At 68.0% G+C, this 21,301-nt stretch carries 19 protein-coding genes and 1 pseudogene; 7 read left to right on the top strand and 13 right to left on the bottom strand.

All coding sequences use genetic code 11. The features are described 5' to 3' along the window. Positions 1-67: 67 nt before the first annotated feature. A pseudogene (locus ACZ619_RS44460) lies at positions 68-220 on the top strand (IS701 family transposase); the annotation flags it as partial. A 309-nt stretch (positions 221-529) separates the two neighbouring features. On the opposite strand, the gene ACZ619_RS44455 reads toward ACZ619_RS44460, so the two are convergent. From ACZ619_RS44455 to ACZ619_RS44445, 3 genes are all read right to left on the bottom strand, one after another. Continuing rightward, a protein-coding gene (locus tag ACZ619_RS44455) for an IS3 family transposase (protein ID WP_469611687.1) occupies positions 530-1,749 on the bottom strand; the annotation gives its coding sequence in 2 pieces (ribosomal slippage) (positions 530-1,494 and positions 1,494-1,749; 1,221 coding nt in all). 489 nt (positions 1,750-2,238) lie between these two features. Next, positions 2,239-4,014 carry a glycoside hydrolase family 3 protein gene (locus ACZ619_RS44450; protein WP_469611679.1) on the bottom strand — a complete coding sequence of 592 codons (1,776 nt, stop codon included), beginning with the start codon at positions 4,012-4,014 and terminating at the stop codon, positions 2,239-2,241. Positions 4,015-4,016: 2 nt separating this feature from the next. Next, on the bottom strand, positions 4,017-5,300 hold the full coding sequence (locus tag ACZ619_RS44445; RefSeq protein ID WP_469611678.1) for an MFS transporter: 1,284 nt from the start codon (positions 5,298-5,300) through the stop codon (positions 4,017-4,019). Between the two features lie 152 nt (positions 5,301-5,452). Here ACZ619_RS44445 and ACZ619_RS44440 point away from each other — a divergent pair, with 152 nt between their 5' ends. The 3 genes from ACZ619_RS44440 (at position 5,453) to ACZ619_RS44430 (ending at position 8,312) form a co-directional block, all read left to right on the top strand. Further along, positions 5,453-6,127, top strand: coding sequence for a TetR/AcrR family transcriptional regulator (locus ACZ619_RS44440; protein ID WP_469611677.1), 675 nt, complete (start codon positions 5,453-5,455; stop codon positions 6,125-6,127). 495 nt (positions 6,128-6,622) lie between these two features. Continuing rightward, complete coding sequence (locus ACZ619_RS44435; RefSeq protein ID WP_469611676.1) at positions 6,623-7,759, top strand: methyltransferase; 1,137 nt, start codon at positions 6,623-6,625, stop codon at positions 7,757-7,759. 223 nt (positions 7,760-7,982) lie between these two features. Beyond that, positions 7,983-8,312 (top strand): hypothetical protein, encoded by a 330-nt coding sequence (locus ACZ619_RS44430; protein WP_469611675.1) that lies wholly within the window; start codon positions 7,983-7,985, stop codon positions 8,310-8,312. 192 nt (positions 8,313-8,504) lie between these two features. Here the strand turns inward: ACZ619_RS44430 and ACZ619_RS44425 are convergent, their stop codons facing one another. Further along, on the bottom strand, positions 8,505-10,088 hold the full coding sequence (locus ACZ619_RS44425) for an ISL3 family transposase (protein ID WP_469611686.1): 1,584 nt from the start codon (positions 10,086-10,088) through the stop codon (positions 8,505-8,507). Between the two features lie 114 nt (positions 10,089-10,202). Between ACZ619_RS44425 and ACZ619_RS44420 the strand changes: the two genes are divergently transcribed. From ACZ619_RS44420 to ACZ619_RS44410, 3 genes are read left to right on the top strand one after another with little or no spacing between them, the layout of a single operon-like run. Further along, the gene (locus ACZ619_RS44420; RefSeq protein ID WP_469611674.1) at positions 10,203-10,952 is read left to right on the top strand and encodes a class I SAM-dependent DNA methyltransferase; all 750 of its coding nucleotides are present in this window, start codon (positions 10,203-10,205) and stop codon (positions 10,950-10,952) included. After that, positions 10,949-11,554, top strand: coding sequence for a TIGR02466 family protein (locus tag ACZ619_RS44415; RefSeq protein WP_469611673.1), 606 nt, complete (start codon positions 10,949-10,951; stop codon positions 11,552-11,554). The genes ACZ619_RS44420 and ACZ619_RS44415 overlap by 4 nt, the downstream gene beginning before the upstream one ends. Next, a complete protein-coding gene (locus ACZ619_RS44410; RefSeq protein ID WP_469611672.1) occupies positions 11,551-12,132 on the top strand; it encodes a 2OG-Fe(II) oxygenase family protein in 582 nt (193 codons plus the stop codon). The genes ACZ619_RS44415 and ACZ619_RS44410 overlap by 4 nt, the downstream gene beginning before the upstream one ends. Before the next feature lie 5 nt (positions 12,133-12,137). Here ACZ619_RS44410 and ACZ619_RS44405 read toward each other — a convergent pair whose 3' ends face one another. From ACZ619_RS44405 to ACZ619_RS44365, 9 genes are all read right to left on the bottom strand, one after another. Then, positions 12,138-13,406, bottom strand: a complete 1,269-nt coding sequence (locus ACZ619_RS44405; protein WP_469611671.1) for an MFS transporter — start codon at positions 13,404-13,406, stop codon at positions 12,138-12,140. A gap of 128 nt (positions 13,407-13,534) precedes the next feature. After that, positions 13,535-14,101: a hypothetical protein gene (locus ACZ619_RS44400; protein WP_469611670.1), complete on the bottom strand. Its 567-nt coding sequence runs from the start codon at positions 14,099-14,101 to the stop codon at positions 13,535-13,537. Positions 14,102-14,433: 332 nt separating this feature from the next. Beyond that, complete coding sequence (locus tag ACZ619_RS44395) at positions 14,434-15,216, bottom strand: PIG-L deacetylase family protein (RefSeq protein WP_469611669.1); 783 nt, start codon at positions 15,214-15,216, stop codon at positions 14,434-14,436. Positions 15,217-15,524: 308 nt separating this feature from the next. Beyond that, positions 15,525-15,887, bottom strand: coding sequence for a MazG-like family protein (locus ACZ619_RS44390; RefSeq protein ID WP_469611668.1), 363 nt, complete (start codon positions 15,885-15,887; stop codon positions 15,525-15,527). Positions 15,888-16,202: 315 nt separating this feature from the next. After that, positions 16,203-17,093 carry an aminoglycoside phosphotransferase family protein gene (locus ACZ619_RS44385; protein ID WP_469611667.1) on the bottom strand — a complete coding sequence of 297 codons (891 nt, stop codon included), beginning with the start codon at positions 17,091-17,093 and terminating at the stop codon, positions 16,203-16,205. Further along, the gene (locus ACZ619_RS44380) at positions 17,090-17,644 is read right to left on the bottom strand and encodes an AAA family ATPase (RefSeq protein ID WP_469611666.1); all 555 of its coding nucleotides are present in this window, start codon (positions 17,642-17,644) and stop codon (positions 17,090-17,092) included. The genes ACZ619_RS44385 and ACZ619_RS44380 overlap by 4 nt, the downstream gene beginning before the upstream one ends. Positions 17,645-17,707: 63 nt before the next feature. After that, on the bottom strand, positions 17,708-17,830 hold the full coding sequence (locus tag ACZ619_RS44375) for a hypothetical protein (protein WP_469611665.1): 123 nt from the start codon (positions 17,828-17,830) through the stop codon (positions 17,708-17,710). Between the two features lie 754 nt (positions 17,831-18,584). Continuing rightward, entirely contained in the window at positions 18,585-19,412 is an 828-nt protein-coding gene (locus ACZ619_RS44370) for a Wadjet anti-phage system protein JetD domain-containing protein (RefSeq protein WP_469611664.1), read from the bottom strand. Between the two features lie 10 nt (positions 19,413-19,422). Then, positions 19,423-21,084 (bottom strand): IS4 family transposase, encoded by a 1,662-nt coding sequence (locus ACZ619_RS44365; RefSeq protein WP_469611663.1) that lies wholly within the window; start codon positions 21,082-21,084, stop codon positions 19,423-19,425. Positions 21,085-21,301: the final 217 nt, after the last annotated feature.

Genomic DNA, 21,301 nt, shown 5'->3' with positions numbered 1-21,301 from the left:
CGGTGCCTCAGGGGCCGGTTTCGATAGGCCGTCCTGGACAGCGGGCCGAGAGGTGCAGGCTCGGGGCATGATGGCGGACTTCGTCACGGGACGCTGGAGTGCCGAGCTGGAGGATCTGTTCCTGCGGGTGAGCGGACGGTTCGGCCGGGTCGAGGTGCGGCGCCGGATGCGGGATTACGTCCGGGGCCTGCTGGGCCCGGTCGGCCGCAAGAACAGCTGGGTGCGCCACGAGGCGCCATGTGACCGAGTGGAGGTGGGAGACCTCTACCGCCGGGCCGTCGCAGCGGCCGGGTAGAAGCTGAGGGCAGTCCGGGCCGGGGAACGCCGGTGAGGACGGAAAGCGGCCCTGACAACGCCGGGACGGCGCGGTACTGCCAGACGCGTCGGGTTCGGCAAGCAAGGCCAGAAGGCGTACGAAGAGGAATCCGTGTAAAGCCCCGCAAGTCTTGCACCGGGCTCAAATCTGGCGGATATGGGCCCGGGGTGCAGTGCGTGACTGAGGTGTCCCCCGGAGTGTGGACACAGGGGTTCATGCTGCGAGTGTGAGTTTACGTCCTCGCTGGTGCTGCTGTTCGAACTCAGCTGGCGAGAGGTAGTTGAGGGCGCTGTGGCGTCTCCGGGCGTTGTAGTAGGTCAGCCACTGGAAGATCTCCAGCCGCGCCTGGCGCATCGTCGAGAACAGGCGTTGGTGCATCGTCTCCCTCTTCAGCCCCTGCCAGAAGCTCTCAGCGAGGGCGTTGTCGTAGCTCAAGCCGACGCGCCCCATGCTCCTGCGGATCCCGAAACCATCACAGACCTGCGCGAATGCGGTCGACGTGTACTGGGCGCCCCTGTCCGCGTGGAAGATCACTCCGTTGACGTTGCCGCCGCGGGTCGCCACCGCCATCTTCAGTGCGTCAATGACCAGCTCGGCGCGCATGTGCGAGGCCATCGAGTAGCCGAGTACCCGGCGTGAGTAGATGTCGATGACGCAGGCGAGATACAGCCACGAGCCCTCGACCTGCACGTATGTGATGTCGCCGCACCACTTCTCGTCCAACTGCACGGCGGTGAAGTCGCGTTGGACAAGGTCCGGGGCGGGCGGTGCGAGCCGGTCGGGGACCGTGGTGCGCTTGCGGCGCCGCAGGTGGCGGCCCTCGAGCCGGTTGACGCGCATCAGGCGCTCGACGCGCTTGCGGTTGACCGTGTGCCCGAACCCACGCAACTCGGCATGGATGCGCCGGACTCCGTAGGTGCCCTTGTGCTCAGTGTGGATCTTACGGATCTCCACAAGCAGGGCATCGTCGGCGGCCTGCCGCTCCTGGCGGGTCCTCGCGCCGACGATCCACCGGTAGTAGCCCGAGCGCGAGACCCGAAGGACCCGGCACATCCGCTGGACGCCGAAGGTCTCGGCGTGGGCGGAGACGAAGTCCCAGCGGCGGGTCCTCACTTCATCTCCTTGGCGAAATACGCCGCTGCCCGGCGCAGGATCTCCCGCTCGAGCTCCCACTCCTTCTCCGCCTTGCGCAGCCGGCCGTTCTCCGCGCGCAGCCGGGCCAGTTCCTCATCCCGGCTCTCCGCACTCTGCTCGCCGTGGCTGTGATCGCGGCCCGCGTGCTCGTCGGCCTGGCGCACCCAGCTCCGCAGCGTCTCGCCGGTCACCCCGACATCCGCCGCGACCGCTGCATACGTGCGCTTCCCGCCCGCCGCGCGGTACAGCGCGACAGCGTCATTCCTGAACTCCGCCGGATACGGAGACTTACGTCCCACCAGGGCACCTTCCCTTGGATCTGCAAGATCCATTGTCGGAGTGTCCACGTCACGGGGGTCGCCTCAGGTCAACCTGTCACCCAAACCTGCATCAGACCCCAATGTCCGCCTGGAGACAAGCGAGTACGTCACGGACGGCAGAAGGCGTAGCCAGGTCCTGGGTTACGTGAACCGCAGCCTGCGGGAGTTGCGTGCCATCCGTTCCGCCCGAAACTGACCGCGATGAGGAGCGTGTCTGCGCCCGTGGCATGTCTGTACAGGCGCAGACACCCTCCTCCGGGAGTGTGCGGGTCGAACTGGACCGGCATCTGCAGTGCACCGGGCGCGTCACTGCAACTGAACATATGTGTCCCTTGGCTGGATTACATGTTCAACGGAGCAGGTGCCCACCGAAACGCATGCTGCCCGGAGCACACGTGCAGTTGAGGGCCGCATTTTTTGTACCGCCGTTGCCGAACAGGGTGATCCAGTCCAGCGAACCGTCAGACATCAAATGCCAAGCCGGGGCACTGGCGAAGAAGAGTAGAACAGCCCTGCCCCGGAGGCGAAGACGGGAGCGGCGGTGTCGTTGGGCACATCTTCCCGACTGGCCTCGACTGCCCGCATTGATGCCGGGATCTCGAACGGGAGCGTCCCGCGGGGTTCGGCCTCGCCGAACAGTACGCGTGCAAAGGCCTCGGGTCCGGCACCGAAGTTGACCAGCAGCGACGCGGCGATATCCGTAATGTCTCCGAGCAGCGCCGGGCGTTCGAGATAGATGTCGACAACGGTGGGTACGGCTGTGGCGAGTTCACGGACTCGCTGTGTGATCTCGGCGGGGAACTCCAGGGACCCGGCGTGGAAGAACCGTTCCATGGAACCTTCGCCGCCGCGGATCTCCCACGGCGCAACAAGGCGAATGACCGCGACATCGGCTTCTTCCGGAGTGTTCACGATGGTCGCACGCTGCACGAAGGCGTCGGTGGCACCTCCCTCCACGTAGACACGTGTGGTGGCGGCGAGCGGTAGGTGGGCACGCCCTTGCGAGTTCTTGAGCAACGTGAACGCCGCGGCCTGGGCAGCGACGCCCTGGGCGACGGACTCCGGGTTCCCGACGATCCTTTCGGCTGCCTGCGGGTCCACGAAGCGGTTGTCGAAGAGCCCGAGCCGGAACTTTTCCCGCAGGAGGCGACGCGCCGACTGGTCGATTCTCTCCTCGGGGACCTGGCAGGAACGGACGAGATCCGCGAGGACTCCAGCACGTGTCTCTCCGCCGAACTGGTCGATACCGGCGTCCAGAGCCTTGATCATCCGCTCCGCGTAGGAAAGCGACTCCACACCCCAGTACTTCTGGTGCAGTACCGTCCAGTCGGAACAGATGATGCCGTCGTAGCCGAGTTCTGTACGGAGCAGGTCGGTGAGAACCTGCTTGTTGAAGGCGAATCCGACTTCCTCGACGGGCTCACCGTTTCGTTCCAGGCCCACCGGCATACCGTAGTAGGGCATGATCTGCGTGACGCCAGCGGCGATCGCCTCCCGGAACGGGATCAGATGTGTGTCGAACTGACCGCCTGGATACACCTGCTCTCGCCCATAGTCGAAGTGAGGATCCTCGCCGTCCTTCTGAGGGCCTCCCCCAGGGAAGTGCTTCACCATGGCCGACACGGACTCCGTGCCGAACTTCGGCCCTCGCAGGCCCTCGATCTGGGCGACGCCGAGAGCGGCGCTGAGTCGTGGATCTGCGCCGAGCGCGCCGCTGGCGCGGCTCCACCGCGGCTCGGTCGCCAGGTCGACCTGCGGGTGGAGGGCTGTGCGCAGCCCGACGGCCACGTACTCCCGGCGTACGATCTCCGCGAATCGCCGCATCAAATCCGCGTCGCCGATTGCGGCGAATCCCATGGCTTCCGGCCACTGCGAGAACGGACCGGCGAACAGGGCTGTGGCGGGGTTGTCCGTGAAGGAATGGCGCGGGTCCGTTGACAGCGTGACGGGGATGCCCAGCGGGTGTCTGAGTGCCGCGTTCTGGACAGAGTTGTGCCATTCTGCGATCTCGCGAGCGCTGGGAGCGCTCAGGATGTTGAAGTGGTTGATCCTGCTGTCGAACATCATCCGCATGGAAGGAGTACCGAAGTATCCGGGCTTATCGAAGTCGCCGAATGAGGCCATCGGGTGGAACATGAGCCCGGCTTTGTCGTCCACAGTCATTCTGGAAAGCAGATCCTCGACGCGCTGTTCATCGCCCAGCGTCGGATCCTGGTAAGGGTACTGGGGGCTGAGATCGTTCACCGTCAGACCGCCTTCTTGATACGGAGGACGAGCAGGGAGCCAATGACGGCGATGACCGCGGAGACGGCGAACCAGACGCTGTATCCGTCTCCGGTCACGGACTTGCCGAGCGGGATGACGACTACACCGGCGATGAATGGCGCCAGGGACTGCGACAACCCGTTGGCGACGTTCAGGACGCCGAGGTCCTTGGCCATCTCATCCTGGTTGGGCAGCAGCGCTATACACAGGGCCTGGTCGACTGCGAAGAAGGCACCCGCGCCGATCCCGATGACGAGCTGACCGGCAAGGATGACTGCGAGTCCGCCATCATGACCGAAGAGGGGTGAGGTGGCCACGATGGCGGTGCCCACAGCGACAACCAGGCCGGAGAGGACGACGAACTGCTTGCGCCGCCCCGTGCGGTCGGAGATCGCTCCACCGACCACGCTGAAGAGGACGAGGGCACCGATGCTGATGAACTGGGCGATGGCGTTGAACGACAACTGCTCGCTGATGCTCATCCCGTAGCGCTCAGCCAGGTACAGCGTCAGGTATCCGGAGACTCCTCCGTATCCGAGGAGGATGAGGAACTTCGTCAGCCAGGCCCAGCCGAGGTCGGGATTCTTGCGGGGATTGAAGGCGAAGGACCCGACGAACTCCTTCACGCTGAGCTTGGCGCCAGGCTGCTCGGTCCGGACACGGTCTCGCAGCGTGATGGTGAAGTACAGCCCTGCGGCGAGCGAGATCAGGGCTGGAACAACGAACCGGAGGAAGTCGGTGGCCAGCACCGTCAGCAGCACCGATCCGACGAGGATGCCGGCTGGCGAGGCCGCTCCGAAGACCCCGGAAGCCGATCCGCGTCTGGGTTCCGGAACCTGGTCCGCGATGGTGGCAGTCAGGGCAGCGAAAGCAAGGTTTGCGAAGAGCTGGACTCCGCACCAGGCCAGCAGCAGCGCGGGGATCGTCGTAGCTAGTGCGCTGCCGAAGAGACAGACCGTCATGCCGATCGTGCCGACGGCGATCCAGGGGCGCCGCATACCGAAGCGGGACATGGTTCGGTCGGAAAGGCGTCCGGCGAAGGGCTGCACCACCATAGCGAAGATCGCTCCGGCACCGGTGACGAGTCCGAGCTGGGAAGCCGCGTCGTCAAGGCCGACGATCTGCTGGATCTTGGCGGAGAGGCCTCCGAACAGAGGCGCCAGCGTGCCGAGGTAGAGGCCGAGGCTTGCGACGGCGAGGTTCGGCAGGAACCCTCGCGGTGCGCGAGCTGCGGGGTCCACCCGCATGGCAGTCGCCTCTGTCATACCGAACTCCTTCGTCCGTTCAGCGTGTATCGCAGTGTTACCTGCACGTTTCAGGCCAATGGCCGCCCGCTCAATATCTACACGTGCGTAGGTATTGTCAATACCTACGCACGTGTAGGTGTTCCCTGTGATCACTGTTAGGGTTGGCTTCCATGACTGCAGCAGGATCTGCACCGGTGCGCCGAAAGCGCCCACCGGTCTACGCCAATGGCCAAGCCCGCCGAGCCGAGATCCTTCGTGTTGCTACCGCACACTTCGCCTCGAACGGCTACGACGCGGCGACCATCCGGGAAATAGCATCCAGTTGCGGCATCTCGCGCGCCGGACTCCTCCATCACTTCCCGGACAAGGAGACGTTGCTGGAGGCGGTCCTCGAAGCGAGAGATGCCGAGGACCGGCAAAGGTTCCAACCGTACGTGGACGCTGCCGGAGCTCTGGGAGTCCTGGTCGGCATGGTGGGCCTGGCCGACCACAACCGACATGCTCCGGGTCTTATCCAGTTGTTCGTGCGGCTATCAGCCGAAGCGACCGACGCACGTCATCCAGCGCACAATTACTTCGTGCAGCGACATGAACGGCTCATCGATCGCACAGCCAGGATACTTGCTGCTACACAACAATCCGGGTACATCAAAGCCAATACCGAGATCGAACCGGCAGCGGTTCGTTTGATCGCCCTGATGGACGGCCTTCAGGCAAACTGGCTTCTCAGACGCGATCTCGACATGGCAGTGCACTTGGCGGCAGCCATCACCTCGGAGATGACCGAAGCGGGCATCGCGGAGTTCGAACGGGTCAAGAACCTGTTGAGCAGCCCAGCCACCTGACCGGTTCCGGGCGCGCGGCTCATCGGGTGATCGTCCGAGGGGGGGCACCTTCTGGACCGTCACCTCATGAATGCCGGGATCGATCCTGCAGTTCGCCGAGGAGGCGGTCGCTGATCGTCCGACTAACAGTACGGTTGCCCCAGCACTCCGAAGCCCACCTGAACTGGGCACTCATCACCATGATGACCCGGCGCCTCACCCGCAAGAACCCGCGAACCAGCCAGTGGACGAAGAAGCCAGCCCGTTGACCTGGCAGGGCTGGTGATTTTGGCAGCCGAGAAGCACCTGTGCGAGTCTGCTGCCACTCCTCCGAAAGGGCTCACCCTGATGCTCGGCATGGTTGTCTGGGACGTCCGCTCTCGCGCTTCGATTCGAGAGCGGTAACAGCCACCTGCCTCAACGCACACGCCTGTCCGATGGACAGGCGTGGGTTCAGTCTGCTCCTCGTCGAAGTGCTCTTCGTGCCCCTGCACGTTCGACCACGAGGAGTACGTGGTGTCCACCATCCACTGGACCGAAAACCACACCCACCAGTCCGCCCGCTGGCATTCCGAGAACGCCGCCCCTCTTCCCCAGCGAACCGTCGTCGCAGACGACCGGATGAAGGCCAACGACGCCTACCGACAGGCGTGCGAAGGAACGGCCCTGCTCTGGCAAGGCGACTTCCACAACGCCCGGCAACTGCTACAGGCGATGGGCCGCCGCATCGACCGCAGGCCGCCCAGGTCCAGCACGTCCCCGAGCGAGAACTTCCACCTGCACCGACGCGGCAGCAGCCACCGCGCCCGTGTCCTCGGAAAGCTTCTGGTGCTGTTGGACGACAACTACACCTTGACGTTGCGTCGAGCCCCGAACGTCCGCCAGGCGTGCCTGGAAGCCTACGGCCCCTCAAAGGGACCCATGGTGGTCTCTCTGCGGGAACTCCTAGGAGTGATCGGTGCTCACCAGTGGCGCCTGAAAGGGATCGACGTGCCGGCGCTCGGGGCTCGCATCCACCCCCACTACGGCGTGTTCGCACCCGTCAGAGGTGAGTACGTCGATCTGGTCGCCCTCACTCCGCTGCCGCCCGCGACCCGGCACAGTCCCGCCACCAGTACGGCATTCGACCTTGGCACGGGAACCGGTGTCCTCGCCGCGGTCCTGGCCCACCGCGGTATCAACCGCGTCGTGGCCACCGACATCAGCCCACGCGCTCTGGCCTGCGCCAGGGAGAACGTCCACCAGCTCGCGCTGACCGACCGTATCGAGGTGTCGGGCCCCGGCCTGTTCCCCGAAGGCCGCGCCGACCTCGTCGTTTGCAACCCGCCCTGGCTCCCCGCCCGTCCGACCGGCCCCATCGAACAAGGCGTCTACGACCCGGACAGCACCATGCTCCACAGCTTCCTCGCCGGACTGTCCGCCCGCCTCCGACCAGGCGGCGAGGGCTGGCTCATCCTGTCCGACCTGGCGGAGCACCTCGGCCTCCGGACACGTCAGCAACTGCTCGCCGCCATTCAGGCAGAACAACTTCGCGTCGTGGACAAGATCGATACCAAGCCCCGGCACCCACGCTCCAAGGACGCGGCCGACCCACTCCACACAGCACGAAGCGCCGAGACCACGTCTCTCTGGCGTCTGATCCCGGCACCATGACCGGCACCCGGTTCACCAGGTGAGCACATCCCGTGGGTGCCTTCGCCGTGCTCACGGGATGACCAGCTGGAGGATGAAAAACACCTACTTACCCGCAATTGCACGTCCGCCCGGCAAACCTGCCCAAACGTCAGCCCAGTGTGGCGAATTGTGCCTGGGCCAGGTCCGGGATGTGGACCTACGGTCACCGCATCCACCCCCGACTGAGCAGAGGGAGGCAGGCATGGACGAACCGCAGCAGCAGGCGGTGACCCGCTACACCACCGACGAGGAGCGGAAGAACATCTCGGGGATCGTGCTCGACACCGAAGACGTCGCACACGTCATGGACCTGGCGAAGAAGGGTCTCGTCGGCGCGGCCGCGATGCACGAGGGCGCCGTCCAGGAGGACATGGCGCTCACGGCCAGGGTGACCGTCACGCTCACCCGCGGCGGGATCGCCGACGCGGACGGCAACGTCGGCCAACTCGTTGGCACCGAGGAGGTCGGCGGGACGATCCGTGCCCGAAAGACGTTCCTCGACCCCGCGCTTGCCCCGAAGACCGACGGCTGATCATCCCGTGGCCGGTGCTGTCTGGGCCGGGGATCGCCCGGCCCAGGCAGCACGCTCCGCTTCGACGACGATCACCACGATCACCCTTGGGGAGACTGCGTGAGCGACCACCGAGCACGACAGCAGGAGATGTGGGACCAGTTGTCGGCGTACACATGAACGTGGCTCTGGCAAGATTTTCGTAAGCGGAGATCATCTTGGTGCCGTGGTCGACCGGTCCGCGTAACGGCGGCGGAGGCGGGCGATCAGGACGACGCGGTGGCGGAGGAGCGGGACTCCGGCGCGTCCTGCCATCAGGCGTTTCTGGAGCTTAACGTCGGTGATGCGGCCTTCGTTGACGCCGGAGCTATAGGTGGTGTTGATTCCCTGGGTGACGGCGTGCTGGTCTTCGCATAAGGCTCCGGCGATACCGGCAAGCGGTGACAGTCCGCTGTGGGAGAGCTCGTCGAGCCAGGTCGGCAGGGGTGCGGCGTCGTGGTTGGCGAGCATGGCTGCGAACCGGCGGACAAGGTCGTGGGTGCGCTTGAGTTCCGGACAGTGCTCCAGGAGCCGGTGCAGGCGGTGGGCGGCGTGAAGGCCGCGGTGGTCCGGGTGGGTGGTGATCCAGCGTGCGGCCTCGCGCGGGGACGGCGGGCGCTCGCGGGGCTGGTCCAGCGGCAGCCCGCGTCGCAGGGGCGCGACGGCCATCTTCACGCGCTGGTAATGCCCGAGGTAGCCCTTGCTGCGGAGTTCTCCGTGGAGGACCATCGCGTTGTGTTCCCCTTCGTTCCAGCGTTGTTGCAGGTAGTCGCGGTAGGGGTCCAGGGTGGAGGGCTTGCGGGGCGGGCGGCGCATGACCTCCTGCCAGGAGCGTGCGCGGGCATACTTGCGCACGGTTTTGCGGTCGAGGCCGAGTTCGCGGGCCGCGGCGCCGTAGCTGCGGCCGGTGTCGGTCAGGGTGTGCACGGTCTCGAACAGCCTCCTGGCGTGCCGCCCGGCTCGTGTGTCCGCCGCAGCGTCCTCGGTGGTCACTTCATCCGGTTCCCGGTCGGCCTCTTCCTCCGGCGGGAGGGCTTCGGGCAGGCAGCTTCGGTGGGCGGTAGCGATGTCCTGGACGCGACGTGACAGCCCCTGCCACATGTGGAAACGGTCGCTGATCTGTATGGCCTCAGGGGCGCCGGCGGTGATGCCTTGACGGTAGGTCAGCGAGCCGTCGCGGCAGACGATCTCGACGCCGGGATGCTCCCGAAGCCAGCGGCTGAGCTGTTCGGCGTCCCGCCCCTCCCAGAGCTCAAGGGGAAGACGGGTGGTGGCATCGACCAGGAGGGTTCCGTAGGTGCCGCCGTAGAGCGCGAAGTCGTCCACGCCCAGCACCCGCGGAGTGACAAGGGCCGGCAGCGGCATCCGCATCAGCTGCGACAGGACGGTGCACCGCGACAGCGCGACGTTCAAGACCTGCAGCATCCGGGCCCCACCTCTGCCCGCCAGCAGCACACCCGCCGCTTCGACCACCTGCTGGAGCAGCGGCGTGCGCCGCTGGTATCGCACAGTCAGCCCCGGCACCTGCTCGGCGAACGTCACCTTCCCGCAAGCGGCGTTCTCGCAGTACAGGCGGCGCACGCTCAGCTCGATCAGCACGGGTCGGCCGCCCAGCGACGTATCTCCGAGCCGTCTGACGTAACGGCTGTGGCACCACTCGCCGGGTGTCCCACAGCCCGTACATCGTGCGGGAGCAGTCGACCGCGTACGCGCACGGACAACCACCACTGGTCCGGAGCCGTCGACCGAGCAAACCACGACGCCCGCCAAGTGCGGTAACAGGTAGGGCAGTTCAACAGAGCACGCTCAAAGACTGCCCGAAATCCGGACCGGTCGACCACGGCACCAAGATGATCTCCGCTTACGAAAATCTTGCCAGAGCCAGAAAAGTCCGTACGCCGACACCAGTGGGCGCCCCACTACAACGCCGAACACCGGGACCGCGGCCCAGGCCCAGCCGCTGACTTCCTCGCGTCGGTGGCCGACGGCGGCCCGGCACTGGAACTTGCGGTCGGCACCGGCCGCATCGCGCTCGCCGTGGCGGACCGCGGTGTCAAGGTCGTCGGCCTCGACGCCTCCCCTGCGATGCTGGAGGAACTCCACCGCCACCGCGGCCACCGGCACGTGGAGACACGCGTCGGCGACATGGCCGAACTCGACACGGCCGGACAGCAGTTCGGGCTCGTCTATGTGGCCTTCTCCAGCTTCTTCTTCCTCATGACCCAGGCCCGTCAGCAAGCCTGCCTCACCCGCGTCGCACAGACCCTGGCACCCGGCGGGCGGTTCGTCATTGAGGCGACGGTCCCCCGCGCACCCGGACTCCTCGCTGGCCGTCAGCAACTCGCCATCCGCGACCTCGCCGACACCCACCTGGCGCTGTCCGGTCACACCCACGACCCCATCGGGCAGATCATCCGCTTCCAGGAGGTCCGCCTTGACCACAGCGGCATCCGGCTCCTCCCGGTCACCCTGCGCTACGTCCACCTCTCCGAACTCGACCTGCTCGCCTCGGCCGCCGGACTCACCCTCACCGACCGGTACGCCGACTGGCACCGCACGCCGCTCACTGCCACCTCCACCCAGCACATCTCCGTCTACACCCACGCCGGAGACCCCGAATGAGCACGCTCGCCGCGCCGCCCGGCACTTGGCACGTACGGGGCGCGCGCCAGCAGATGTGGCCCACCCGGATCTACCAGCGCACCACGCCCACCGGCCCGGACACCGACACGCTCGCCCAGCAGATCCTCGACCGCGAGCAGACCGACACCTCGCTGTCCCTGGGCGTGGAGGGCGCCCGCAAATCCGCGCCCGACAGCCTCATTTGGGACCTCCCGGCCATCGCCGTGCTCACCACCTGGATCCGCGAAGCGGCCCTTGCCATCACCGACGCCGGCCCCGACACCGCCCTGACCCTGACGGGCTGGGCGGTGCACTACCGGCAGGGCGGATTCCACGAGGTCCACGCCCACCACGACAGCGCCGTCTCCGGCGTCTACTACCTGCAGACCGCCGCCCGCGCGAGCGGCGCCCTGGAACTCTTCGACCCCCGCCCCGCCCGCCTCGCCACCACCCCCCGCGACGCATCCGAGCCGCGCACCGTCCACCCGCACCCGGGCCTGCTGATCGCGTTCCCCTCCTGGCTGCGCCATGCCGTCGCCCCCCACACCGCCGGCACCCCGCGGCTGTGCATCGCCTTCAACGCCACCGTGGAGGGGCCATGACCACCCTGAGCGCGCGGCCCGCCGTCGCCGGGCAGGCCACTTGCGAAGACCTCTGGACTACACCCGTCTGGCTCGGCACGATCCAACCCGTCCTCGATCACGACCTGCTGCGCGCCCAGATATGCCGGGCCGACCACGGCGCCCGGGACATCGACCCCGGGGACCTCCTGGACGTCGGCCAGGCCCGGGCGGCATTCGGCTCGCTCGCACAGACCGCCCTCCAGGACGGCGCCGACGAGGTCCGGCTGTCCGCACAGATCTGGGGCCCGGACCATCGCGTCCCACTCGTCTACGGACACGCCGCCTGGACCGCGTGGTGCTACCTGGCCGTCGACGGCCAGCCTCCTCACGACCGGTCCGGCGCCCTGTGTCTGCACGACCCGCGCGCCGGCTGCGACGCCGCCAGCGTGCCGGGCCTTCCCTGGGGCCGGGCCCTCACGCTCAAGGCCCAGGCCGGGCTCACCGTGCTCGCCCCCGGCTGGCTCGCCCACTCCGTACTTCCCGTGAGCGCCGGCCATACCCTCGCCGTCCTCATGGTCCAAGCCTCCGGGAAGCGTGCCGTCGGCGAACCGGCGTGAAGGGATCAGGCCGCGCCGGCGGCGACCGGCGTGGTCTCCTGCTGAGGGCGCGGATCACCGGCGAGTGTGCGGATGTTCCGGGACGCCAGGGCGCAGGCCACGGCCACCAGTACGAGCAGCGCACTGGCGAGCGCCACCCAGGCCGGACCGAACGCCGACGCCAACGGTCCCGCCGCGGCGAGAGCGATCGGCGCCACCGCGAGACAGCCCAGCAGATCGATCGAGGACACCCGGGAGATCATGTCGTCCGGGACCTCACGCTGCAGGCAGGTTCTCCACATCACCATCGTCACGTCCCACATCACCCCGTACACGGCCGCGCCCACCAGCACCACCAGCAGCGGCGCCCGCAGCGACAGCAGGAGCGCCGGCAGCGCCGCGCCCGCCGTGCACAGCGTCGCCACCAGCATCGGGCGCGCCGGGCGAAGCCGGCCCGCCCACCCTGCCCCGCCGATCTGCCCCGCGATCTGCGCCACCAGGACCAGTGACCACGCCCAGGCCCCGCCCAGGTAGACCTTGGCGAGCATGGGGCCGAGCAGGCCCGCCACCGAGTTGACCACCGCGATCACGATGGTGAGCTGGCCGGTGGTCACCCACAGCCACTCGTGGCGTACGAACTCGCGCCACCCCTCGCGCAGATCGCGCACCGCGGAGGCCTTGTAGCGCACCGGCCGGTCCGGGATGGACCGGCCGAGGACGCCGAACAGGACGGCGCAGGCGGCGAACGAGGCCGCGTCCAGGGCGAGCGCGAGCGCCGGTCCGACCACGCTGACCACGACGCCGGCGAGCATCATGCCCATCAGGCGGGCGGTGTTGACGGAGACCTTCAGCATCGCGTTGGCCTGCTGCCGCTGATCCTGCTCCGGGACCACGTCCACGACGACGCCCTCGAGCGCCGGGGAGAACAGGCCCCGGGTCACCCCGCCGAGTGCCGCGAGGACCGCGATCCACCCGACCGGTCCGCCTTGGGCGAAGAGGACGGCCAGCGCGGCCCAGATGGCCGCGGCAGCTGTCTCGGTCACGCAGACCAGACGGAACCGGCTGCGGACACGGTCTCCGAGCACACCGCCCCACAGCACGAACGCCAGCTGGGGCAGGGCCTGGCAGGCCAGGACCAGCGACAAGTCCGCCGGCGATGCGCCGGGCAGCCCCAGGACACCGAAGCTCAGCGCGATCGGGCCGAAAGCCGAACCGAGAACCGAGACGAAACGAGCCGACGCCAGCAACCGGAAACGCGGTTGGGACAGGAGTACAGAACTGGTACCTGAGAGCACTCGGGGACCCTATCGACGCGGACTCTCCAGCCGCCGGACAATGACGGGTATTCAGCCAAAGGAGAGCGTTCCGCACGCCCCGTTGAAGAGCTGCGACCGCCCTTGGACGCCCGCGCCCACCGAGGGGGTCACTGGCTCTCGAAAAGCGACTCCTGGACGGGGCCGGTGGGCAGGAACTCGGGCTCGACCGGAGGCGGTCGCTTGCCCGCAAGCTCGTCGATTTGGCGCAACGTGCCCCACCGGCCTGCCGCCACGCCCAGAGCCACAGCCCGTCGGCAGATCTCGGAGGTCGCCCACACCGCCTGGGTGAGCGGCGCCCGCCGGCCAGGGAGGTCCACGCCCAGGGCGGCGGCCAGCGTGGACTCCGCGGGTTCCGTCACGGAGGGGCAGACGATCTGCGCGAGGCGCAGCGCGTCCCAGACCACCTGCGACGCCAGCCGGGGGCAGGAGGCCCGGTGAGCCCGGAAGACCGCGGCCTCGACCATGCCGAGGCGGGCCACGACCACGTGCGGATCACTTGTCAGCTTCCGCTCCACAGTCGCGAGCGCCTCCGCCGCCGACTCCGCCCACACCACCGAGTGGCTCTCCGCCGCCGCACCCGGCGGTCCTTCGGGCACGGGGCCGACGCGGACATGCACACGCCACTGCGGGACCCAGTCCTCGCCCTGCACGGCCAGCGCGGCAACGGCCGTCACGTCGACCGGGCCCCTTTGGCGGGTGAGCTCCAGGCCCACGACGACAAACCTGCACGCGGCGTACTCACGATCCATCCGCACCACGTCACCGTACCGAGGTTCCAAACGCGTAGGCCCGGAATCACGGGCAGACGCAGGCTCCGGATTCGGCACGCGCTCTCGTTGCTCGATCACAGCCTGTGGCACGCAGCTACCCACATGAGGTCCGGTCGGTGCGCGCCAATCAGGTCGGTGACCTCGTCGGTCAACTGCATGGCGTGATGAGACACCTCAAGCCGAATCGGATGTGGCAGCCGGTTGACGGCCTTGGCGAGGAGTAGTGGCCCTGAACGTCAGATCGTCAGTTGATGGGGATCGCTTGGGACAGGGGCGGGCGAGAGGCGAGTGAAGTGCTCGGTGGAGATGATCGTGCGGCGGATGGCTTTGGGCAGGCGGGCGAGGAGGCCGGGCAGGGAGCGCTCGCGTGCGACTTCTCCGCGGTGCGCGGTGATCGCGCGCCACTTCTGTTCCGCCCACGGCGTCACGTCGACGGTCGTGGTCACGTACTCGTCCGGGAGGGAGAGCACGGTCTTGCCGACGCCGGTCAGTAGTGGTCCCAGCTCGCCGATCCCGGAGTGCGGGTGGGTGGCCGCGTAGAAGGCACGGATCTGCCAGGGCGCGCCGGCCTCCGGGTAGAGATGCGCGAGCCTGGCGGCCTCCACAGCGAGCAGTGTCACCCGGTGCGTGTGGCGGTGGTCCGGGTGGCCGGTCAGCTGGCCGATGGCGTCATGGGTGACCACGATGTCGGGACGGAACTCCCGCAGCTGCGCAACCAGTTGGCCGATGACCTCGTCCAGGGGCGCGTCGCAGAGACGAGTGTGCCCGGGCGCCGACGAGTCGTTGCGGGCATCGCCGTACCCGAGCATCCGTGGTCGGCCGGCACCGAGGACGGCCAGCGCCTCAGCGAGCTCGTCCGCCCGAATACTGTCCGGAGCCCACGTGGTGGTGACGACCCCCGTGCGTGCACCTGCGGCGGCATGTCGGGCGAGGACCCCTCCGGCGAGGAGACTTTCGTCGTCCGGGTGAGCGAAGACGCCGAGCAGTGACGGTACGGACGGCGAAGCAGATGTGATCACGGATGGTGCACCTTGTCACAGTGGGTTGGGGGGGACAGGGTCGCCGAGGCGACCCGGGGAGGAGTCGGTGAGCTGCGGGAGCATCGAGGGACGCGCCGCCCGGCACGAGCCGACCGCCAGCCCATGGTTGTACAGCGTGAGGCCACGGTTTGACCGTGTCCTCGCCCGCCACCACCGGCGCACAGGATGCCGCAGTCCAGGGCAGTGGCCCACCGGAAGCCGTGACGCACCGCCTCCTTCGGCCTCGTTCAGGCGGTTCCGCACTCCTCCTAGGCCCGGTGCCCGACGCGGCGTCGACTGGCCGTTGCTCATGCCGGCTCCGTCGGAACCGGGTCCGCTGCGGGACCGAGGGAGAGGAACCTCGCCGACTTGGCGGCCAGATGCCGGTCGAGGTACTCCGGCGCGTCGTCCGGGCGCATGCGGGCCAGCGCGACCAGGGCCGTGATGGCCACATCCGCGACTTCAGCGTGAGCCGCGTCCCACGATGCGGACCCTTTGCGTGGGTTGGTGCCGCGGGCTCCGATGACCGCTTGGGCTGCTTCCCCGGTCTCCTCGGCGATCTTGAGGACTTGCAGGCTCCACTGCTCCTCTTGGCCCAGGCCGAGCTCGGTGTCGTGTTCGTTGAAGCGGCGGGCGAGTTGATCGATGGTGGTCCAGGAGTTGCCGTTCACGGCGTGGTGTCTCCTTCAGGAGGTGCGAGTCGGGGTGCCGAAATGGCCGAGTGCGGTGGTGAGGGACTGGTCCTTTCACCACATGGAGTGGTGGGGGGCTTTCGCTGTGGTGCTCGGGATTGGCGCCGGTCAGGTCTCGTGCGCCTTGTTGGTGATCTCCAGGGACAGGGAACCGCAGCAGTCGGCCGGGGTCAGCTGGTTGCCCAGCAACCTCCCGGTGGTCCGAGGTCGATCGAATGCGGCAAGTCCGGCGGGTGAGTGGGTCGTTCGCGTCGGCGCAGCGGGCAGGGGCGAACACGGTTACGCGAGGCAGGGTCACAGGAGCCTCTGGGTGTGCGGGGTAGCGGTTCCCGGGGCGGGGGCCGGCCAAGTGCGCACGGCGGCTCGGAGGGTTCGGTGGGCTTCGCTGGCGAAGGCGTGGTTGCCCTGTGCTGTGGCCGTGACGACGATGGCCGCTGTGTCGGTGACCGTGCAGATGCGCATCAGCTCATGTTCCTCTGGGTTTGGTTCGCGGCCGTAGCCGCGGTAGAACTCCCGGCGGAGCGTGGGGTGGTGGAGCAGCGTGCGCTGGGTGATGCGCAGGAAGTCGCGGCCGCAGGCTTCGTAGCGGCTGGTCTCGAAGTCGACCATCCCGAGCCCGCGTGGGTGGGCGAGGATGTTTCGGCTGGTGAAGTCGAGGTGGGAGGGCTGGGCCAGCTGGGGCGGCATGTGCGCAAGCAGGTTGAGCGCCTCCTGGAGCACGTCGACCTCCTCGACGTTCAGCGGAGCGGTACTTTCCACCAGCTGGGCGCGGATGTAGGCGGCGCGGTTCGGTCCGAAGCAGGGCAGTTGCGCCCTGGCCGCGGCGTGATGAAACCGCGCCAGGAGTTCGCCGGCATGGCCGTAGGCGAGGCGTTGCTCGTGGCCGGTCAAGTTCTGCTGTGCCAGAGGGCTTCCGGCCACGGCGGTCATGGCAAGTTCCTGCCGGTCCTCGTCAACGCCGAGGAGCTGGGGCGCGCTCGCCCCCAGTGACGCGGTCCACAGAGCGAGGGCCGTGTGTTCGCGCCGGAAGCTGGTGGTGCTGGTGTTGCGTTTGAGGATCGTCTGCCTGCCGGCCGGGTCCAGCAGGCGCAGTACGGTCGCTGAGGTGCCGGGCCAGCTGTGGTCGGCGACCACGGTTGCCGGCCCTGCGAGGTCGGATATCACGGCCGTCTGCACGGTGGTCATGACCGGGATACCAGGGCGATGGCGGCGTCGGCCACGTGTTCGGGGGTGAGCGAGGTGGTGTCGATCACCTCGGCGCGCGTGCTGAGCCAGGCCGTGTAGGCGCGCTCGTAGTCGGAGAGTTTGCGGCGCCGGAACTCCCGGACCTTCTCGCTGCGTGCCTCGTCGCCGGGGAACTCCATACTCGTGTCGATGCGCGCTCGGATGATCTCGGGTTCGGCATGGAGGAGGAGGTGGCGCACCTCGATGCCGGCTTTGGCCAGGGCATCGAAGATCTCGTCGGCGTATTCGTGGTGCAGCAGTGTCATGGGGGCGATGACCGGCCCACCGTCGGTGTGGCGGTCGAGCTCTGCGCACACGGCGGCGACCAGGGTGCGCCACATGGGGTAGTCCTGGAAGTCCTTCTGGCGGGCGGGGTGGTCGCCGAGGCTGGCGCGCAGCAGGAATCCGACTTCTTCGGGGTCGGTGATGATGCTGCCCGCGAGCCGACGGTGGAGCAGTGCGGCGGTGGTGGTCTTGCCGCCCCCGAAGGGGCCGTTGATCCAGATGAGCATGGGTTCCTCGGGTGCGTGATCGTGTTGGTTGGCGAACTGGCGGGCTTGCTGCGGGGTTACGTGTCAGGGGCTGGGCGCGGTGCTTGGGGGGAGGACGGGGAGGCGCTGCTGGTAGTAGCCGATGTGGAAGCGGTGGGCGTGGACCACCCATAGCCGGTCCAGCTCGGGTATCGCTTCTTCAGGCATGGTGAGGGTGATCGTGTGCGGGCCGGGTCGTGCGGCGATGACCTGGTGATCGTAGGAGCCGCGCCGGGTCGAGCGTGGGCGCAGGTGGACCGCGACCAGGCCGTCGGCTGTTTCGGGCAGGTTCAGGGTGATGCTGGCTGACTTGCCGGCGTGGAGAGCGGCCGGGGGCTCGACCTGGAGCTTGGCGAGAGCGGTGGGCAGGCTGAGCGCGGGCCCGCACTTGGGGCAGCGGATGGTTGTGGCGTAGCTGACGCGTTTGCTTATTGATCTTGGTTGTGGCCTGGTGTTGCTCAGTTGTATTGAGCGGTAGGTCTGTTCCGTGGGTGGGGTTTATGCGGAGTCGAGTGTCCGGCGCCGGAGGATATGTGGGCTGAACTGGCTGTTTGGTGCTGCGCAGTGAGCTGAGTGGGGCAGCATTTTTTGCTCAGTGTGGTTGGTGCGCCTGTAGGTGCTGGTGCTGGCCGGTCTTGTGAGGGCTGGGGCGTGCAGGTACGAAGCCTGGCCCGGGCCCAACGCTGGATCAGGGCACGGGCCGCCTCGTCATCATCGGTCTCCGTCCGCAAACGGACGATGGTGTCCCGCCTTGGTAGCCGGGCCCGGGGGCCCCGGGGGAGGGGGGCGTTACGCCGGCCGGAGCGGTCATATCCGGCGTTATCACGGAACTGCGGACCACCCGCCGGACGGACGCGGGCGTGGCCTCGCCCTCGATCACGGTTCCTGGGCCGTGGCCGTCCGGTGTTCTCGGCCTTCGGTGTCATTCCCGGTGCCGTGTCAGCGCCTCTCGCACGGCGGTGATGGCGATGCGCTCCTGCTCCAGGCGTAGGTGCGGCCGGTAGGCGCCGGTTCGCAGGTCTTCGTCGAGGCGGGCCTCCTCGGGGGTGAGGTGTGTCAGGCCGTCGCGTGCCTGTGTCTTCTCCTGGCCCCAGTGGGACTCGTGGGCGAGGAGGGTGGCGCGGTCCATGAGCAGTGACGTGGTGTGCGGGAAACGTCCTCGGACCTGGTCGAGGATGGCGAAGCCATGGGTGTCGATGTCGCCCCAGTAACAGAGGTCGACATCGTCGAGCCAGGGCAGATGACGCAGCAGGGCAGCGGCATATCCGGAGCCGAGGATGGCGATGGCGTCGGGGACCGGCGGCAGTGAGAGGTAGGTGATCTCGTTCTCGAGGACGAAGACGGTGCGCACCCCCGGGGACCAGCCGGCCAGTTCTTCGGCGCGGACGGTGAGTTCGCTGAAGGGCAGGGGAGAGGCGCCGAGGTAGCGCAGGCGGATGTAGACGGGCTTGGTGCGGAAGCCGTACCGTGCGACGAGATCGTTTCTCGGTGCGCTGGTGTTGACGCGGCTCTCGGGGAGTACACAGTCGAGGAGTTCGGCGAGGATTCCTTTGTTGGTCTCGATGAACTTGGTGTCCACGCCGGGGACGTCGATCTCGCGCAGGTAGACCGCCTCGGTGTCGTGGTCGCGGATCCAGCACGTGGTGCGCACGAGCCGGTGCCAGTCTGCGGCGTGGGCGAGGACCTTCATGGGGTGGTCGGCCATCCACCGTGCGATGCCGGGATCCTGGTGGGTGGGGCCCTGACCCAAGGCCGGGTAGTTAAGGGATTTCCGCTGGTGGCAAGGGGTTTGGCGACCACTGGGTGGCGGTGTAGAGGCCGGGTCCGATCTTGTGGATGAGACCGCCTACGGCCCAGCGGTTGAGCTGTCTGTACATGGTCTCCATGCTGATGTCGCCGAAGCGTGCCGCGATGTCTCGGGGCCGCCATGGTCGGTCGGGTTGCTCGTGGAGAAGGTCGAGGATGCGGTGTCTGCGGCGCTGACCAGGGGGAACGTTCCGGTCGTCGCGGGAGGCGGCGGGCAGCGTGGGCCGCGGATCGGCGGGTTCGAGGATGGCGACGTCGAGCCGGGTGACAGTGCGGCTGCGGTCGGGGCGGCCGTCGTCCTGGCGTTCGGCGTACCGGGAGACCGACGAGCGGACCTTGCGGGTGCTGACGCGGGGCCGGCGGGGCGGGAGGAGACCCCTCAGGACGCGCTGGCCGACCAGGCCTATGGCGTCGGCGGCCGGGGCGGCGGTGACACCGGCGGCCTGGACGACGAGGTCGCGAGCGGCCTGCCTGGCGATGGTGAAACCGCAGCGGTCCGGGTCGGTGCCCGGCTGCGACTCGGCCGCCTGGACCATCACAGTGCGAAGCGCCTGGTAGAGGGTCAGCTGGGCCCACATCTCCTGCTCGACACCGACGGGATCACCCGACCGCAGCGGCCGTCCTTGTCCCAGGGTGTGCCGCAGCGCGAAGTACGCGGACTCATGCTCCCACCGCTCGTGGTAGAGCGCGGCCAGTGCCGCGGCCGGGTAGCGGTTCGCGCAGGTCAGAGTGGTGGCGAGCCGGTAAGTCCCGGTGAAGGAGGTGCCGTCGTCCAGGGCGACGGTCACCTGGGCCTCGATGATGCGGACCGGGACGGTGCCGATCACGGACAGGTAGGAGCCATCGCGGAGCCGGGTCAGGACCGGGGTACGGCGGTTGGCCCGGATCCGCCCGAGAAACTGCGCGCCGGTGTCGGCCATCGCGGCGAGGAAGGCGTTGGCGTCGAAGCCCTTGTCCCATAACAGCAACATGTCGGGCCCGAGGTGGTGCAGCAGCCGGCTCGCATAGGCCGTCTCGCCGGTGTCGGTGGGACCGAACACCGCGCCGATCAGGGCGCGGGTTCCGGTCTCCACCAGCGTCATCAGTTCCAGCATCGGACAGCCGCCCCGGCCACCGGGGCCGAACCATTCCACGTTGCGTTCGGTGTCGGCCAGCCGGATCGAGCTGCAGCCGTCGAAGGAGACCGTCCGGAAGCGTCCGAACCGCACCCCGGCCGTCGCCGGTTGCGCCAGCGGCCCGGCCAGCACCTCGAACAGGCGGCGGACCGGCCCCGGACCGACCCGGCGCCGCAGGTCACGCAGGGCCTTCGCGGTCGGCCCGGCGACGTCCAGTCCCGCACTGGTCAGCGCCGCGGTCAGCTTGTGCCAGACCAGCCGGTAGCCGACCTCCGGGAACAGGCACATCGCCAGCAGGAAGTAGACCCCGACCCGCGAGGGCAGGTCCCGGAGCCGACGCTGCACACAGCCGTTTTCCTCCAGGACGGCGTCGACGAGCTCGAACGGCACGACCTGTGTCAGCTCGCCCAGATGACCAGGCGCGAAAGGGCCCGCGGCCACAGCGAACTCGCGGGAGAGCACCATCAGACCGGGCGGCGCGGCACAATGACGTACAGGCAACGGGGCACCTCGAAGATCAGCAGTCTTGGCGGACTATCTGATCAACGAGACCCCGTTGCCCTCGTTCTGCCCGAACCATCAAACCCCCTGCCACCAGCGGAAATCCCTTAACTACCCGGCCTTGGGCCCTGACCCTGGAGTTTGGACACCGGAGAGACTTGGATCTTGATGGTCCAGGAGAACGGAGTCCCTGTGGGGATGAAGCATTACCCCGCCG

The organism is Streptomyces sp. NPDC104367 (genome assembly GCF_055583825.1).
The sequence above is the reverse complement of the archived record's forward strand: the minus strand, read 5'-3'. Positions and strand labels throughout refer to the sequence as shown.

Bases quoted from the DNA above. Each gene is read 5' to 3' on its own strand.
- ACZ619_RS44445 (WP_469611678.1), bottom strand. From the start codon at position 5,300: ATGACAGAGGCGACTGCCATGCGGGTGGACCCCGCAGCTCGCGCACCG.
- ACZ619_RS44440 (WP_469611677.1), top strand. From the start codon at position 5,453: ATGACTGCAGCAGGATCTGCACCGGTGCGCCGAAAGCGCCCACCGGTC.
- ACZ619_RS44430 (WP_469611675.1), top strand. From the start codon at position 7,983: ATGGACGAACCGCAGCAGCAGGCGGTGACCCGCTACACCACCGACGAG.
- ACZ619_RS44415 (WP_469611673.1), top strand. From the start codon at position 10,949: ATGAGCACGCTCGCCGCGCCGCCCGGCACTTGGCACGTACGGGGCGCG.
- ACZ619_RS44410 (WP_469611672.1), top strand. From the start codon at position 11,551: ATGACCACCCTGAGCGCGCGGCCCGCCGTCGCCGGGCAGGCCACTTGC.
- ACZ619_RS44385 (WP_469611667.1), bottom strand. From the start codon at position 17,093: ATGACCACCGTGCAGACGGCCGTGATATCCGACCTCGCAGGGCCGGCA.
- ACZ619_RS44380 (WP_469611666.1), bottom strand. From the start codon at position 17,644: ATGCTCATCTGGATCAACGGCCCCTTCGGGGGCGGCAAGACCACCACC.
- ACZ619_RS44375 (WP_469611665.1), bottom strand. From the start codon at position 17,830: ATGCCTGAAGAAGCGATACCCGAGCTGGACCGGCTATGGGTGGTCCAC.